The sequence below is a fragment of the Rhodococcus jostii NBRC 16295 genome (genome assembly GCF_001894825.1).
GTDB classification, from domain to species: domain Bacteria; phylum Actinomycetota; class Actinomycetes; order Mycobacteriales; family Mycobacteriaceae; genus Rhodococcus_F; species Rhodococcus_F jostii.
The window spans coordinates 75,314-91,387 of the sequence record NZ_BCWY01000034.1; the positions used below are offsets into that span (position 1 = coordinate 75,314).

Genomic DNA, 16,074 nt, shown 5'->3' on the forward strand with positions numbered 1-16,074 from the left:
CGCGACCGGGACGACAGATCCTGCAACAATGGCGCCATGACGGATCCCTACCTCTGGCTCGAAGATGTCACCGCGGACCGGTCGCTCGACTGGGTGCGCGAGCGCAACGCCCGGACACTGGCCGAGTACACCGAGAGTGCCGCGTTCTCCGGGCTCGAGAGCCGGATCCTGGACGTCCTCGACACCGACGACCGGATCCCCTACGCCGGCATGCGGGGCGAGTACCTGTACAACTTCTGGCGCGACGGCGAACACAAGCGCGGCATCTGGCGCCGCACGACGCTGGAGCAGTACCGCACCGAGAACCCCGAGTGGGACGTTCTGCTCGACGTCGACGCGCTCGCCGAACGCGAGGGCGAGAACTGGGTGTGGGCGGGGGCCAGCGTGCTGCGGCCCGACCAGTCACGGGCCCTGCTGTCGTTCTCGCGGGGCGGTGCCGACGCGTCCGTGGTGCGCGAATTCGACATCGGGAAGCGAGAATTCGTCGGCGGCGACAACGCATTCGACGTCCCCGAAGCGAAGACCAGCATCAGCTGGATCGACACGGACACCGTGTACGTCGGGACCGATTTCGGCGAGGGCTCGATGACCGACTCCGGCTACCCGCGGATCGCGAAGCGCTGGCATCGCGGCACCCCGCTCGGCGACGCGGTCACCGTCTTCGAGGGCGAGACCACCGACGTGTCCGTCGGCGCGTCCTACGACGACACCCCCGGATACGAGCGGCACTTCGTCGGCCGGTCCATGGACTTCTACAACTCCGAACGCTACGAACTGCTCCCGGATGGGTCGAAGGTCCGGATCGACACCCCGGACGACGCGGGCTCGTCGGTGTACCGCGACTGGCTGACCATCCGTCCGCGCACCGACTGGGACGTCGACGGCACCGTCTACCCGGCCGGGTCGCTGCTCGCCGCGAAGTACGCCGACTTCCTCGCCGGGTCACGCGAGCTCACTCCCCTGTTCACCCCGGACGAGCACACGTCCCTCGAGCAGGGAACGTGGACCCGGAACCACCTCCTCCTCGTGCGACTGTCGGACGTGCAGACCAAGCTGTCGGTGCTCACCCCGAACGACACCGGGTGGGAGGAGAAGCCGCTCGACGGCGTGCCGGAACTCACGGCGAGCGGGATCATCAGCACCGACCCTCGCACCAGCGACAGCTTCTTCGTCAACTCCAGCGGATTCACGACTCCGGCGACCCTGCTGTACGGCACGGTCGGCGGTCCACTCGAGCCGGTCAAGCAGGCGCCGTCGTTCTTCGACGCGGACGGCATGTCGGTGTCGCAGCACTTCGCGGTGTCCGAAGACGGAACGGAGATCCCCTACTTCGTGGTGCGCCGCGACGATGTCACCGGCCCCTGCCCCACCATGCTGTACGGGTACGGCGGCTTCGAGAACTCGATGGTCCCGGGATACAGCGGTTCGGTCGGGTTCGCGTGGCTCGAACGGGGCGGCGCGTACGTCGTCGCGAACATCCGCGGCGGCGGCGAATACGGTCCGTCGTGGCACACCCAGGCGATCCGGGAGGGCCGCCACAAGGCGTTCGAGGACTTCGCCGCGGTCGCCCGCGACCTCGTGGCCCGGGGCATCACGACGTCGAAGCAACTCGGAATCCAGGGCGGCAGCAACGGCGGACTCCTCATGGGCGTCATGCTCACCCGCTACCCGGAACTGTTCGGGGCAATCGTGTGCCAGGTGCCACTCCTCGACATGAAGCGGTACCACCTGCTGCTCGCCGGGGCGTCGTGGATGGCCGAGTACGGCGATCCCGACGACCCGGAGGACTGGAAGTTCATCAGCGAGTACTCGCCGTATCAGAACACCAGCCCGACCGCGGAGTACCCGCCGATCCTCGTCACCACGTCCACCCGCGACGACCGCGTCCATCCCGGCCACGCACGCAAGATGACGGCGCTGCTCGAGGAACAGGGCCACGAGGTCTGGTACTACGAGAACATCGAGGGCGGTCACGGCGGTGCCGCCGACAACGCGCAGGCCGCGTTCAAATCGGCCCTGACGTTCACGTTCCTGTGGGAGAAGCTCACCCGCCCGTGAGTACTTCTCAACCGCCCGCGGTTGACAAGTACTCACGGCTCAGGTGTGGTCGTGGATCCACTCCACGATCCGGTCGACGGTGCTCGCCGGGTCGCGGATCCATCCGTTGTGGCCCAGCGGCTGCGGCTGGTGCCACAGGGTGACGTCGGCGTTCGGCAGCTTCGCGAGGAGGTTCTTCGCCGAGGACGCGGGAGCCAGATCGTCACCCTCGACGGTCACGGACAGCACGGGCAGCTTCAGCCGGGCGATGCGTTCCTCGTAGTCGATGTCGGCGCCGTCGGGTTCGATCCTGCCGGTGCGGGCGAATCGCGACCAGTCGGTGATCAGTACCTTCGACTGCCGTCCGAACCCGCCTATGTCGAGTTTGTCGCCGGGCCAGAACCCGGCCAGGTTGGCCGTCATCGACATCGCCGCAGCGCCGACCAGCAGCCGCGGGGCGTGTATCCCGGGAAAGCCGCGGTGATACGGCGACCCCGACGCGACGAGCGCGATCCCGCCGAGCCGGCCACGGATCCGCGCGGCGTACATCACACCGAGCTGACCTCCCATGCTGTGTCCCAGCAGGAACGGCGTCGCCGCGGGAAACCGTTCCCGCACCACTTCGAAGATCGCGGGAAAGTCGAGGGACACCAGTTCCTGATAGCCGTACGTGCTGGCGCTGCTCGGGCGGGGGCGACTGTCACCCTGCCCGCGGAGCTCGCCGATCGCCGCGTTGAAACCACGGGACACCAGTTCCTCGGCGAACGGTTCGTAGTAGCCGGCGGGAATTCCCAGGCCGGGAAACACCACGACTACGGGGGCCTCGTCCGGTCCGGGAAACAGGCGAACCGGAGTGGTGGTTCCGTCGGGCATCTGGATCGGTACGGTCTCCACTTCGTCAGACTAGACGGCTCGACCCCCGCAGATCCGGGATCGGCGGGGGTCGAGTCGCTTCCGAGACCGGACGCTACAGACCGATCGACGCGGCGAGCATCGGCCACGACTTGTGGAGGTCTTCTTCCCAGTACGACCACGAGTGCGTGCCGGTGGGCCGGAAGTCGAACGTCGCGGGGATCTGCAGTTCGTTCAGCTTGTCGGCCAGCGCGTGGGTGCACTGGTTGGTGGCGGCCTCGATGGCACCGCCGACGAGGATCTGGTTGGCGAGCGTGCCGACGTCGCCGTTGATCCCCGGCCCGTTCAGCTGGTCGCCGGCTCCGGGCAACCCGGATCCGTTGCTGACGTAGATGTCGAGTCCGCGCAGCTTCTCCGCGTTGATGTACGGGTCGTTGGCCACCCACCCCGGTCCGTCGACCGGTCCCCACATGTTGGAGGTGTCGCCGCCGCCGCGGCCCTCGACGACCATGCGTACATACGTACGGCCGGGGTCCGTGCTGGTCATCGCGCAACCACTGTAGGCGCCGACGCTCTTGTACAGGTCGGGAGCCGACTGCGCCAGGCTGAGCACAGAGCTACCCGCCATCGAGATTCCGGCGATCGAGTTGACGCCGTTGGTTCCGAGCGCGGAGTCGACGATCGGCGGCAGTTCCTGCGTCAGGAATGTCGTCCACTTGTTGTTGCCCAGTTCCGGGTCGGTCGCTTCCCAGTCCGTGTAGTAACTGAACGCGCCCTCCATGGGCGTGACCACGTTGACGTTCTTGTCGGCGAAGAACCCGACGACGTCCGTCTTGGCCTGCCACGTGGCGGAGTCCTCGCCGCCACCCGCGCCGTTGAGCAGATAGAGGGTGGGCCTCGGCGCGCTCGTGTCCGCGGGCGTGATCACCCGCAGCGGGATCTCCCGGTCCATCGAGGCCGAGTACACCTGCATGGTCAACTGGCGGTCGTCGATCGTGTCGGTGCTCACCAGGTGGGAGCCGCCCACCGCGACAGCGGCGCTTTCGGCGGGATCGGCGGTGGCGGACGCCTGGACTCCGAGGCAGGGAATCGCCGCTGTCAGCGCGACCGCGAGCGCCAACCGAACCCCGTACCTACCCGCTGCAGTGCGGTTGACCATCCTTCACCTTCCGTCTGGGCGCTGCTCGCACTTCCTCCGAGCACCGAACTGGGGCCCACAGTGTCGCATGTGGGCCCCAGAGTCAGTGAAGTTCGGGTCTACGCCCCCAGCGATCCGGAGAGGAGGGGCAGCACGGTCTGAATGATTTCCAGAAAGCTCAAGATTTCCGAAGAGAACATGAGAACTCCTGATCGTCGTGTTGGGTTTTGCTCCGCGCCCTTCATGACGCTTCGTCCTTTGTACCGGACGCGACGCATCAGCCAAAGAAAATTTCCATAACATTTCGAACTGTTACTCGGGCGTCCACTGTTTGATTCCCTGGTTATTCTCCAATTACCTCACTCGCACGGCCTACTACCAGGGGATCGACCGTACCGACCACGTCGATATCTTTGTTGTCGTAATCGAACAGCGACAAAACATACTTCATGCCATTGATACGCGCCCTTTTCTTATCGTTGCTCTTGATGACAGTCCACGGTGTGATATCAGTATCCGTGAAACGGAACATATCCTCTTTGGCTGCGGTATAAGCCGGCCATTTGTCCAGTGAGGCAATGTCCATCGGGGACAATTTCCACTGGCGAACCGGATCGACCTGGCGGATGGCGAACCGGGTGCGCTGTTCGAGCGGTGACACCGAGAACCACAACTTGCCCAGGCTGATGCCCTCGTCGACCAGCATCTGCTCGAACAGAGGCGCCTGGTGCAGGAACCGCGTGTACTGCTCGTCGGTGCAGAAGCCCATCACCCTCTCGACTCCGGCGCGGTTGTACCAGGAGCGGTCGAACAGGACGATCTCGCCGGCGGCCGGCAGGTGCTGGACGTAGCGCTGGAAGTACCACTGCGTGGATTCGCGGGCCGAGGGCTTCTCCAGTGCCACCACCTGAGCCCCGCGAGGGTTGAGATGTTCCATGAAACGCTTGATCGTGCCTCCCTTGCCCGCGGCGTCACGCCCCTCGAACAGGATCACGTGGCGGCGGCCCGTGTCTTTCACCCAGTTCTGGAACTTCAGCAGTTCGATCTGGAGCAGACGCTTGGCGGACTCGTATTCGTCCCGCGGCATACGTTCCGAGTACGGGTAGCCCTCTCGCCACGTGTCGACGATCAGTCCGTCCGGCGCGGTGAGCAGAATCGGATCGTCGTCGTCCTCGTCGTTGACGGTGAACACGGAGGTGTCGCGGAGATCGACGGCGGTCGACAGATCCGCGAAGGCGCTGAGGAAACCCGGACGTTCCTCGATGTCAGTCATGCGCCGAAATCTAACCGCCCCAGGCATCGTCACGGTGACGCGGACGTGAACGACGGGACGGCGCGGTGCGGAGACTCAGGGTGAAAGACCAGGGTCGAGATCGGGGTACATCCCGATGTGCGCAGCCCCCGCGCCGACCAGGATGGAAGCATGACATTCGACAGCAACACTCCCCGCCAGTTCACCCGCTCCGACAACCAGAAGATGCTCGCAGGCGTCTGCGGCGGCATCGCCGAATACTTCTCCGTGGACGTCAACCTCGTCCGGCTGCTCACCGTCGTCGCCACGTTGGTTACCGGCGGCACCGCAGCCCTCGTCTACCTCGCCGCATGGATGCTGATGCCAGCCGGGAACTGACACCGCGAGAACACCGAAAAGAACTGTGGCCGTGGAGCGGACCCACGGCCACAGCCGACACGAGATCTACCGACTCTTCAGGATCACAGAGAGCCTGTGAGAAGTGCCGGGGCGATAGCCAGAATGAGCTGAGTGAACTGGCTGATCGCTTCCCAGCCGTTGGTGATGCTTCCCATCTTTCCTCCATCATCGTGGACGCACCACGTCATCGACGTGGCGTGCGCGGTATCGGTAACGAACTGCCCCGGCAGCGCCGGGAGGTTGCGAGATCAGCTGAAGAACGTAGCGCTCTGCGCGAGCAGATCGAACGCGAAGGTGATGATGTCGGTCAGGGTCGTGCTTCCCATGAATCCTCCTGTTACTTGATGCGCAGCAACGGAATTCAGTCTCCGTTACCGTCCCTCACATTAAAGCATCAACCTCTGCGAGAACGGGCAGATTTCGAAAACTATTCTTCTGCAGCAGCTCTCGAGGCAGCGTGGGCGAAACACAGACGCGGGCACCACGACACCCGACATTCACAAGCCCATCGAATCCGCGAGCATCGGCCACGACTCGTGCAGGTCGTCCTCCCAGTAGCCCCAGGAATGTGTCCCGGCGGGCCGGAAGTCGAATGTCGCGTCGATGCCGAGTTCGTCGAACCGCGACGCCAGCCTGTGCGTGCAGCTGTCGACCGCCGCCTCGATGATTCCCCCGACGATCACCTGATTCGCCAGCATCGACGGGTCGCCGTCGACCGACCGGGCATTCAGGGTGTCGTGCTCACCGGGCAGTCCCGTGGAGGATGAGATGAACATCGCTGTGCCGCGCAGCTTCTCGGCATTGACCACCGGGTCGTTCTCGGCCCATCCGGGTCCGCCGAGTGGTCCCCACATGTTCTCCGCATCGGCGCCGCCGCGACCCTCGACCACGGTCCGGACGTAGAACTGCCCTGCCTCGGTGCTCGTTTCGGCGCATCCGCTGTAAGCACCGATACCCCGATACAGCGACGGGGCGGCGATCGCGAGGCTCAGGACCGACGTGCCCGCCATGGAGATGCCCGCGATCGCGTTGACACCGGAGGTCCCGAACTCCGCATCGATGATCGGTGGCAACTCCTGCGTGAGGAACGTCGTCCACTTGTTGCGGCCGAGTTCGGGGTCGTCGCGTTGCCAGTCGGTGTAGTAGCTGAAGGCGCCGGCGAGCGGCGTCACGACGTTCACGTTCTTGTCGGCGAAGAAGGACTCGACGTCGGTCTGGTGTTGCCAGGTCGCTTCGTCCTCACCGCCGCCGGCGCCGTTGAGGAGGTACAGGGTGGGGCGCGGGACGCCGGTGTCCGCGGGTGTCTGCACCGCCACCGGAACGACCCGGTCCATCGACGCCGAGTAGACGTGCATCGTCACGGTCCCGGAGGCCGGGTCGGGGCCGGGGTCGGCCGACGCCACCGGTAGACCGGTTGCCAGCGGCAGCACCGACAGCGCAACCAACGCCGTCCAGCGCGCGTAACGCCGCGTTTGCCCACAACGCATTCGTATCGTCCTCTTCTGTCGTGCCCACACCGCAGCGAACGAAAAGTCGTTCGCGAGGGTTACTAGTCGTCCTTTTTACCCGATTTCCCCCGGCGCCAGACCGGAATGGGAAAACGAGTTGAACAATCGACCAGTTCATGAGAACGATGCAGGTCACGGACACGAAAAGGCCCGGGACACCGTGTGGTGTCCCGGGCCTTTTCAGGCACTTCGTGCCCGTGAGTGGTGAACGAGTCCGGGGACTCCTCAGTCGCTCACAGGAGGCGTAGCCGCCTTTAGAAGTCCATACCGCCCATGCCGCCGGTCGGGTCGCCCACGGGCGCTCCGGCCTTCTCCGGCTTGTCGGCGACGACGGCCTCGGTGGTCAGGAACAGAGCCGCGATGGACGCTGCGTTCTGCAGCGCGGAGCGGGTGACCTTGACCGGGTCGTTGATGCCGGCTGCGAGCAGGTCGCCGTACTCGTTGGTCGACGCGTTGAGGCCGTGACCTGCAGGCAGGTTGCGAACCTTCTCGGCAACGACGCCGGGCTCGAGGCCCGCGTTGAAGGCGATCTGCTTCAGCGGTGCTTCGAGGGCGACGCGAACGATGTTCGCACCGGTGGCCTCGTCACCTTCGAGCTTGAGGTCGTCGAGCGCGGGAGCCGACTGCAGCAGAGCCACGCCACCACCGGCGACGATGCCCTCTTCGACGGCAGCCTTGGCGTTACGCACGGCATCTTCGATGCGGTGCTTACGCTCCTTGAGCTCCACCTCGGTGGCAGCGCCGGCCTTGATGACTGCAACGCCACCGGCCAGCTTGGCCAGGCGCTCCTGCAGCTTCTCGCGGTCGTAGTCGGAGTCGCTGTTCTCGATCTCGGCGCGGATCTGGGACACGCGACCGGCGATGGCCTCGGGGTCTCCCGCGCCTTCGACGATGGTGGTCTCGTCCTTGGTGATGACGACCTTGCGTGCCTGGCCGAGCAGCTCGAGTCCGGCGGTCTCCAGGGAGAGGCCGACCTCTTCGCTGACGACCTCGCCACCGGTGAGGATGGCGATGTCGGCGAGCTGAGCCTTGCGACGGTCACCGAAGCCGGGGGCCTTGACGGCCACGGACTTGAAGGTGCCACGGATCTTGTTGACCACCAGGGTGGACAGGGCTTCGCCCTCGACGTCCTCGGCGATGATGACCAACGGCTTGCCGGACTGGATGACCTTCTCCAGCAGCGGCAGCAGGTCCTTGACCGTGGAGATCTTGGAGCTCACGAGCAGGATGTACGCGTCCTCGAGGACGGCTTCCTGACGCTCCGGATCGGTGGCGAAGTACGCCGAGATGTAGCCCTTGTCGAAGCGCATGCCCTCGGTGAGCTCGAGCTGCAGGCCGAAGGTGTTGGACTCCTCGACCGTGATGACGCCTTCCTTGCCGACCTTGTCCATGGCCTCGGCGATGAGCTCACCGATGGACGGGTCGCCGGCGGAGATACCAGCGGTAGCAGCGATCTGCTCCTTGGTGTCGATCTCCTTGGCGGTCTCGAGCAGACGCACCGTGACGGCCTCGACGGCCTTCTCGATGCCGCGCTTCAGACCCAGCGGGTTGGCGCCGGCAGCGACGTTGCGGAGACCCTCGCGGACGAGAGCCTGGGCGAGAACGGTAGCGGTGGTGGTTCCGTCGCCGGCGACGTCGTCAGTCTTCTTGGCAACCTCCTTGACCAGCTCGGCACCGATCTTCTCGTAGGGGTCCTCGAGCTCGATCTCCTTGGCGATGGACACACCATCGTTGGTGATCGTGGGGGCGCCCCACTTCTTTTCGAGCACGACGTTGCGACCCTTGGGGCCCAACGTCACCTTGACTGCGTCGGCGAGGGCGTTGAGTCCCCGCTCGAGGCCGCGACGGGCCTCTTCGTCGAACGCGATGATCTTGGCCATTGCGAAGTGATCCTCCGGATTGGGGGTGACACACAAGGCGACCGCTAGTCGGGTCGCCTCATTTACGCCTTCGGCCGAGTTCGGTGCCCGCGACGGACGACCAGGGGTGTCTTTGGTTCCCGGTCTCACCGTCCCGACCTGGCACTCACCCGTGGCGAGTGCCAAGTGCATTTTTAGCACTCGAACAGGGTGAGTGCAAGGTCGGGACGGAACCGATGTGCCGGGGCGATCAGCGCATCGCGCAGACCTGACCGGTGTTCAGGTTGAAGGCGAGGGACAGCGCGCCGACGCAGTCCACGCCGTTCGCGTCGGAAGTCGCACCCGAACCCCAGCCGGCGATCGCGACGGTGGTGGTGCCGTCGGCCGCGCCGGAACGGGCGATGCCGCCGCCGAGCGAGACCGCGTACGCCTGGCCCGAGCCCGTCGACGCGCCGAGCGACGTTCCGAATCCATTGGCATAGGTGGTGGCACCACTGTGCCCGTTGGCGACGCTCACCGCGGTGCCGCTGTCTGCGGCCATCGCGTGGGCGACGCCGGCTTCGGTCGCCTTGGCGCCGCAGCTGGCGGTGTCCGACACCTGGACGTCGTTGGCCGACGGCGGGGAGACGCAGTTGACGGGGGCGGCACCGGCGACGCCTGCGCCGGCCACCGAGATTCCCGCCGCGACGCCCAGACCCACTGCCATCGCCGCTCCCACGCGTGCCAGCCGGCGGCCGAACAGAGTCGAGATGCGAGTACGAGATGCCGAGGCGGTCGAGGTGACGGGCGTGGAGACAGCGAGCATGGAAGCTCCTTCTGGGAACGTCGAATTGGGGATTCGCCGCGAGAGTACCCGTTCGCGGCCGGTTAGTCCCGGACTGCGGTCAGGCGAGTTGGTCGAGGAGCTTCGGGAGCTGCGCGACCGAGTCGACGACGTGGTCCGGTCGCTGCTGGGCGAGGTCCAGAATCGACTGCCGGAACTTCCCCGTCCGCACCAGCACGCCGGTGAGCCCCACCCGCTGCGCGGCCAGCACGTCGCCCGTCAGATCGTCACCGACCATCACCGTCACGTCCGGTCCCGTCCCCATCAGATCGGTGGCGGTGAGGAAAGCCGCCAGCGACGGCTTGCCCACCGACACGACGTTCGTTCCCGCGACCTCCTCCATGCCCGGAAGGTAGGTGCCCGTGTCGATGCGCAGCCCGTCGTGGGTGGCCCACGTGGTGCCCCGGTGCATCGCGACGACGGGAACGCCGTCCAGCATCAGCTCCACCACCCGGCTGAGCGCGTCGTGGGTGAATTCCGGCCCTGCGCCGCCGAGGATCACCACCTCCGGGTCCTCGTCGTCCAGTTCGATCCCCGACAGATCGGCTGTGATGTCGCCGCTGTTGAGCACCCAGGCCCGTGCCTCCGGGTACGTCGACCGGACGTACTCCGCGGTGAGCCGGGCCGCCGTGACGATCTCGCCGGAGTCGGCGTCGATGCCCGCCGACCGCAGGGCGTCGGCGATCTCGTCGCACGTGCGGGACGTCGTGTTGGTGAGGTAGGCGCACGCGAGTCCGCGCTGATGCACCTCCCGCACGGCGGCGGCAGCGCCGTCGATCGGATGCCACGAAGTAACCAGCACCCCGTCTATATCGAGCAGAACACCCTCGACCCCAGCCATGACAGGAGCCTAACTGCGGGCCCGGCAGATGAGCACCGGACACGGGGCGTGGTGCACCAGATTCTGGCTGACCGATCCGAGCAGGGCTCCCATCACCTTGCCCCGGCCGTGGCTCCCGACCACCAGTAGTTGCGCCGTCGCCGCGTGCCGCAGCAGGACGTCGGCCGGTACACCCTGCGTCGACAGCTCGTCGACCGGTACGTCCGGGTACTCGTCCCGGACGCCGGCGAGGCATTCGGACACGACCGCCTTCTCCCCTTCCTCGTAGGCGGACCAGTCCACGTATTTCGACGCGTGCGCGAGTCCGTGCTGTTTCTCCCCGCTCCACGCGTGCACCACGTTCAACCCGACCCCGAACGCCGACGCGAGCGCGAACGCCTCGTCGACCGCCTTCTCGCTGACCTGGCTGCCATCCACTCCGACGACGACCGGGCGGCCGTCCGGTGACACCGTCGATTGCGATCCCCGGACCACGGCGACCGGGCTGTGCGCGTGATTGACCGTCCGGAGCACCGTGGACCCGAGGAGGTAGTCGGTGACGGCGCCCGCACCCTGCGCGCCGAGTGCCACCATCCGCGCCGCGCGCGACAGCTCGATCAGGTGGGACGCCGCCGTTCCGGACCGGACGTCGCGCTCGACCGCGAGGCCGGGATGGTCCTGCAGGACGGCCGTGGTGGTGGCGTCGAGCATCGTGTTGCCGTCTTCGCGCAGTTCCTGGATGAACTGGGCGTCGATCATCATGGCGGTGCCGTTGTAGAACGTGGCCTCGTCCGGGTAGGTGTGGGCGAGCAGAAGTGGGACATCCAACCGGACCGCGGTCCCGGCCGCCCAGTGCGCCGCGTCGAGCGCGGCCTGGGAACCGTCGACACCGACGACCACGGGCGCCCCTGCATGTTCGCTCATATCTCTCTCCCTCTACGGCTCGAGAACTGCTGCACCGCTGAACTTTCCGCCTGCCAGGTCACGCAGGGCCCGATCGGCGCGGTCGAGTGGGTACGGATGGACGTCGATGCTCAACCGGTGTTCCGCTGCGATGCGCAGGAATTCGACGGAATCCGACCGGGTATTGGCGGTCACGCTGCAGATCTGCCGTTCCCGGAAGAGGTGCCGCTGATAGTCGAGCGGAGGAATGTCGGTGAGGTGGATCCCCGCGACGGCGAGGGTGCCGCCGTCGGCGAGCGCCTCCATCGCGACGGGCACCAGATCGCCGACGGGCGCGAACAGAATCGCGGAGTCGAGGGGCTCCGGTGGCGCGTCCCGCACCCCCTGCACGGACGCCGCCCCGAGGTGCTCCGCCAGCTCACGAGCCTGCTTCCCTCGCGTCATGACGTGCACTCGGATACCCCGGGTCAACGCGACCTGGGCGGTGAGGTGAGCGCTGCCGCCGAACCCGTAGATACCCAGCACGCCGCCGTCGGGGACCGCGGCGCGTTCGAGTGCCCGGTAGCCGATGATCCCGGCGCACAGCAGCGGGGCGAGCTCGTTGTCCGTGTAACCGTCCGGCAGACGCAGCGCGTAGTCGGCGGGGACTGTCGCGAACTCGGCGTATCCGCCGTCCGCGTCCCAGCCGGTGTACCGCGACTGCCTGCACAGGTTCTCGGCGCCCCGCAGGCAGGCGGCGCAGCGCCCGCAGGTGTGGCGCAACCAGGCGATGCCCACCCGGTCCCCGACGGCAAACGACCCGGCTGCCGAATCACCCACTGCGGCAACCTCCCCCACTACCTCGTGGCCGGGTGTCACACGGGGCCGGTGCACGGGAAGGTCGCCTTCGCTCACATGGAGGTCGGTCCGGCACACGCCGCACGCCAGGACCTTGACGAGAAGTTCCCCCGGCGCAGGCTCGGGAATCGCCTCACGCCCCCATGCGAGCGGGCTGCCCGAGACCGGGCCCGGCGCGACCACACGCCATGCGGCCATCGTCCCGGTTCCGCCCTGCGTCGCCGCCATACCCCCACAATGCCCGTGACGGGTAGCCACCGCCAGGACCCGGGGGCCCGTGTCTCGAAGACACGGCGCCGCGGTGAAGGCCGTGCCGAACCGGCCTCGACAACTAGGCTCCACACATGGACCTGCGCGGTGAAGACCTGTTCACGGTGGCGGAGTCTCTGGCGGAACTGCTCGGCGCCCCGATTACCATCGAAGACGAGAACTCGACGGTGCTGGCCTATTCGAGTGGCGAGCAGGCGGTCGACGAAGCCCGGATCGGCACGATTCTCGGTCGTCAGGTGCCGGGCCGATTCCGGCAACTCCTCGCCGACGCCGGGGTGTTCGAGCAACTGCACCGCGACACCGACGTCCACTACGTCGACCTCCGGGTGCCCGAGGTGCTGCCGCGCGCGGCGATCGCGGTGCGCGACGGCGATCGGCCCGTCGGTTCCATCTGGGCGGCGATGTCCGCACCCCCCACCCCGGAGCAGGAATCGATCCTGCGGTCCGCGGTCCCCGTCGTCGCCGAACACATCGCGGCGGAGAGGGAGCGCGTGGACGTGACCCGCAGGCTGCAGGTCGACCGGGTCCGGGCACTGATCAACGGCGGGGAGCCCGCGTTCCGGGCCGCCGACGACCTCCGGCTGGAGGGACGGCTCACGGTCGCGGCGGCCGCCCCCGTCGTGATCGGGCGGCCGTTGCCGTCCGGGTTGCTCGCGTCCCTCGGCCTGTACCTCGACACCCTGGCGGTCGACTCGGTCGCCGCGCAGCTCGACGACGTCATCTACGTGGTCATCGCCGCATCGGCGAAGGACGTCCGGCGTCTCGCCGAAGATTTCCTCGGCCGCGCCCGCAGTGGTCCCGCGTTCGTCGTCGCTGTCGGGCGCGAAGTGAACACGGCCAGTCAGGCCCACCTGTCGCGCGGCGACGCCGACCGGGTCCTCACCGTCCTGCAGCACGCCCGATCCGGCGGTGTCGTCGGGACCATGCGGGACAGTCTCGCGTCCGTGCTGGCGTTGCGGGTCGCGGACATCTTCGACGGCCTGGGCGACCTCACCCCGCTCGCCGCGCTCACCCGGCACGACGAGCAGCACGGAACCGACCTCGTGGCCACTGCCCGTGCGTTCCTCGCGCACGGCGGTGACGTCGCCGATGCGGCCGCCGCACTGCACGTGCATCCCAACACCCTGCGGAACCGGCTGCGGCGCTGCGTCGATTCGTGCGATGTGGACCTGGCCGACGCGGACACCCGGCTCATCCTGATGCTGCACCTCAAGCTGGCGGGGCTGCGGGCGATGTGACCCCTGGCCGATTGCACAGGGGACGCTGTCGCGGACTGGCCGAACGGCTACTCCCCCGGCGCCGTCGCCGACCGATGATGGAGTCATGAGCACAGTGAAGCGCCCGGACCACGTGGCGATCGTCGGGGCAGGCGTCGTGGGATTGTCCACCGCGTGGTTCCTCCAGGAGCGCGGGGTCCGCGTCACGGTCGTCGACCGGGAGGGTGTCGCGGCCGATGCGTCGTGGGGCAATGCGGGTTGGCTCGCACCGGCATTGACGCTGCCGTTGCCCGAACCGGCCGTGCTGAAGTACGGGCTGCGCGCGATGCTGAATCCGTCGTCGCCGGTCTACGTTCCGTTCACGACCGACGTGCGGCTTCTCCGTTTCCTCGTCGGCTTCGCCCGGCACTGCACGCCCTCCCGCTGGGAGGACGCGATGAAGGTGTACGCCGAAGTCAACCGGATCTCCCTGGGCGCCTACGACGAACTCGCGGACGGCGGGGTGCGGGAGCACACACATCTCGCCGACCCGTTCCTCACCGCGTTCAAGTCGGACGAGGACCGCGAAGCGCTCGTCGACGAGTTCCGCCACGTCGAGGCCGCGGGCGGAGAGGTCGAGTACGACCGCGTCGACGGGGACGAGATCCACTCCCTCGAGCCGAGTCTCGGCGACGGCGTGCACTCCGGTCTGCGGCTGCGCAATCAGCGTTTCATCGACCCGCCGCGCTTCGTGCATTCGCTCGCCGACGCCGTCCGGGCCCGGGGCGGTGCGATCGTGTCCGGCTTCGACGTGACGGCCGTGCACGATCAGGGACAGTCGGGGGTTCGGCTGGTCGCGGCCCACGGCGACGCGGTGTCCGCCGACGCCGTCGTCATCGCGAGCGGAGCACGCCTCAACGCCCTCGCCCGCCCGTTCGGTGTTCGCGCCCTGGTCCAGGCAGGCCGCGGATACAGCTTCAGTGTCCAGCCCCAGCAGATGCCGAAGAACCCGATCTACTTCCCCACCCAGCGGGTCGCATGCACTCCACTCCACGACCGTTTCCGCGTCGCCGGGATGATGGAGTTCCGCAGTCCCGACGCGCCCCTGGACCCGCGCCGGGTCCAGGCGATCATCGAGGCCGCGACGCCCATGTTCACCGGCATCGACTGGGAATCGCGTCAGGAGGAGTGGGTCGGGTCCCGGCCGTGCACCACCGATGGACTTCCGCTCGTCGGCGCCACCCGCTCGCCGCGCGTGCACGTGGCGGGCGGCCACGGAATGTGGGGCATCGCCCTGGGACCGCTCACCGGACGCATGCTGGCCGACTCCATGACCGGCGGCGAGGTTCCCGGCGTCCTGCGGCATTTCGACCCGCTGCGCTGAGCGGCTCAGGAACGGGCCGCCCAGAATCGGCGCAATTCGGTCACCAGTTCGCGCGAACGCTCGTCGGTGAAGAACAACTTGCCCCCACGGATCTCCACGACTTCCCGCGCTCCCGGGATGAGGTCGCGCAGCCAGTAGGCCCACGTGGTCCGGAAGAACACATCTCCGGTGCCCCACACCACGAGCGTGGGTACTTCGAGTGCGGCGAGGTCCGACTCGACCGCGAGCAGGTCGCGTGGGTGGAGGGACGCGATCCAGCGCTGAAAGAGCAACGCTCGGTCGCGAGTGCCGAGCAGCGGCTCGACGTACGACGCCACGACTTCCTCCGGCAACGATCGAACATTCTGATCGTTCTCCCTCGAGCTGACGGATCACGTTGCGCCACAGGTAGCCGGAGGTCCCGACGTCGTGGATGAATAACGCCACACGGCCGGTGCCGGAATCGAGGTAGCTCACCGGACCGCGGTCCGTGTCGACGGTCTTGCGGCGTGTGTCGAACTCCGCGACAGTCATGAGGACCATCTCCTGCAATCCACGGTAGTTAGTTCGCAAGGCTCGAGACTTGACGTCCTCTCGGCCGTGAACGACCGAGATTCCCCTCGAGACTCGCGTCCCGAAGTTCCTGTTTCACCGACAGTCGCCTCCCCACACTTCATGTGCGGGGAGGTCTCACACCATCTCCGCAGGCTGCCACCGTCAGTCCGACGGCCACAATGTTCTTCGCCGCGTTCACATCCCGATCATGGACGGCGCCGCATCGGCACGCCCACTCCCGCACGTTCAGCGGCATCGTCGA

15 protein-coding genes are annotated in these 16,074 nt (G+C 67.2%); 4 read left to right on the forward strand and 11 right to left on the reverse strand.

Features of this window, described 5'->3' with window-relative positions; all coding sequences use genetic code 11:
* The first annotated feature begins 36 nt into the window (after positions 1 to 36).
* A complete protein-coding gene (locus RJ1_RS22180) occupies positions 37 to 2,058 on the forward strand; it encodes a prolyl oligopeptidase family serine peptidase (RefSeq protein ID WP_073363997.1) in 2,022 nt (673 codons plus the stop codon).
* 39 nt (positions 2,059 to 2,097) lie between these two features.
* Here RJ1_RS22180 and RJ1_RS22185 read toward each other — a convergent pair whose 3' ends face one another.
* The 3 genes from RJ1_RS22185 to ppk2 all read right to left on the reverse strand — a co-directional run bounded on the left by RJ1_RS22185 (position 2,098) and on the right by ppk2 (position 5,300).
* Positions 2,098 to 2,931, reverse strand: a complete 834-nt coding sequence (locus RJ1_RS22185; protein ID WP_174695010.1) for an alpha/beta hydrolase family protein — start codon at positions 2,929 to 2,931, stop codon at positions 2,098 to 2,100.
* 73 nt (positions 2,932 to 3,004) lie between these two features.
* Complete coding sequence (locus tag RJ1_RS22190; RefSeq protein WP_073363999.1) at positions 3,005 to 4,048, reverse strand: alpha/beta hydrolase; 1,044 nt, start codon at positions 4,046 to 4,048, stop codon at positions 3,005 to 3,007.
* 322 nt (positions 4,049 to 4,370) lie between these two features.
* Positions 4,371 to 5,300: a polyphosphate kinase 2 gene (ppk2, locus tag RJ1_RS22195; RefSeq protein WP_073364001.1), complete on the reverse strand. Its 930-nt coding sequence runs from the start codon at positions 5,298 to 5,300 to the stop codon at positions 4,371 to 4,373.
* Between the two features lie 150 nt (positions 5,301 to 5,450).
* Between ppk2 and RJ1_RS22200 the strand changes: the two genes are divergently transcribed.
* Positions 5,451 to 5,657, forward strand: coding sequence for a PspC domain-containing protein (locus tag RJ1_RS22200; protein ID WP_073364003.1), 207 nt, complete (start codon positions 5,451 to 5,453; stop codon positions 5,655 to 5,657).
* A gap of 518 nt (positions 5,658 to 6,175) precedes the next feature.
* On the opposite strand, the gene RJ1_RS22205 is transcribed toward RJ1_RS22200, so the two are convergent.
* The 6 genes from RJ1_RS22205 to RJ1_RS22230 form a co-directional block, all read right to left on the reverse strand.
* Complete coding sequence (locus RJ1_RS22205) at positions 6,176 to 7,165, reverse strand: alpha/beta hydrolase (RefSeq protein WP_073364005.1); 990 nt, start codon at positions 7,163 to 7,165, stop codon at positions 6,176 to 6,178.
* A 275-nt stretch (positions 7,166 to 7,440) separates the two neighbouring features.
* Positions 7,441 to 9,066, reverse strand: a complete 1,626-nt coding sequence (groL, locus tag RJ1_RS22210) for a chaperonin GroEL (protein WP_073364007.1) — start codon at positions 9,064 to 9,066, stop codon at positions 7,441 to 7,443.
* A gap of 229 nt (positions 9,067 to 9,295) precedes the next feature.
* Positions 9,296 to 9,850 carry a DUF6764 family protein gene (locus RJ1_RS22215; RefSeq protein WP_073364009.1) on the reverse strand — a complete coding sequence of 185 codons (555 nt, stop codon included), beginning with the start codon at positions 9,848 to 9,850 and terminating at the stop codon, positions 9,296 to 9,298.
* Between the two features lie 79 nt (positions 9,851 to 9,929).
* A complete protein-coding gene (locus RJ1_RS22220; RefSeq protein WP_073364011.1) occupies positions 9,930 to 10,709 on the reverse strand; it encodes an HAD-IIA family hydrolase in 780 nt (259 codons plus the stop codon).
* Between the two features lie 9 nt (positions 10,710 to 10,718).
* The gene (locus RJ1_RS22225; RefSeq protein WP_073364013.1) at positions 10,719 to 11,612 is read right to left on the reverse strand and encodes a universal stress protein; all 894 of its coding nucleotides are present in this window, start codon (positions 11,610 to 11,612) and stop codon (positions 10,719 to 10,721) included.
* 12 nt (positions 11,613 to 11,624) lie between these two features.
* A complete protein-coding gene (locus RJ1_RS22230) occupies positions 11,625 to 12,626 on the reverse strand; it encodes a zinc-binding alcohol dehydrogenase family protein (protein ID WP_205415397.1) in 1,002 nt (333 codons plus the stop codon).
* A gap of 146 nt (positions 12,627 to 12,772) precedes the next feature.
* Between RJ1_RS22230 and RJ1_RS22235 the strand changes: the two genes are divergently transcribed.
* Positions 12,773 to 13,936 carry a PucR family transcriptional regulator gene (locus RJ1_RS22235; RefSeq protein ID WP_073364018.1) on the forward strand — a complete coding sequence of 388 codons (1,164 nt, stop codon included), beginning with the start codon at positions 12,773 to 12,775 and terminating at the stop codon, positions 13,934 to 13,936.
* Between the two features lie 25 nt (positions 13,937 to 13,961).
* Positions 13,962 to 15,278, forward strand: a complete 1,317-nt coding sequence (locus RJ1_RS22240; RefSeq protein WP_338049598.1) for an NAD(P)/FAD-dependent oxidoreductase — start codon at positions 13,962 to 13,964, stop codon at positions 15,276 to 15,278.
* 5 nt (positions 15,279 to 15,283) lie between these two features.
* Here RJ1_RS22240 and RJ1_RS47830 read toward each other — a convergent pair whose 3' ends face one another.
* A complete protein-coding gene (locus RJ1_RS47830) occupies positions 15,284 to 15,610 on the reverse strand; it encodes an alpha/beta fold hydrolase (RefSeq protein WP_240319770.1) in 327 nt (108 codons plus the stop codon).
* Positions 15,611 to 15,930: 320 nt separating this feature from the next.
* Positions 15,931 to 16,074, reverse strand: a 144-nt coding sequence (locus RJ1_RS22250) for a zinc ribbon domain-containing protein (RefSeq protein WP_143169560.1), incomplete at its 5' end; no start/stop codon positions are given.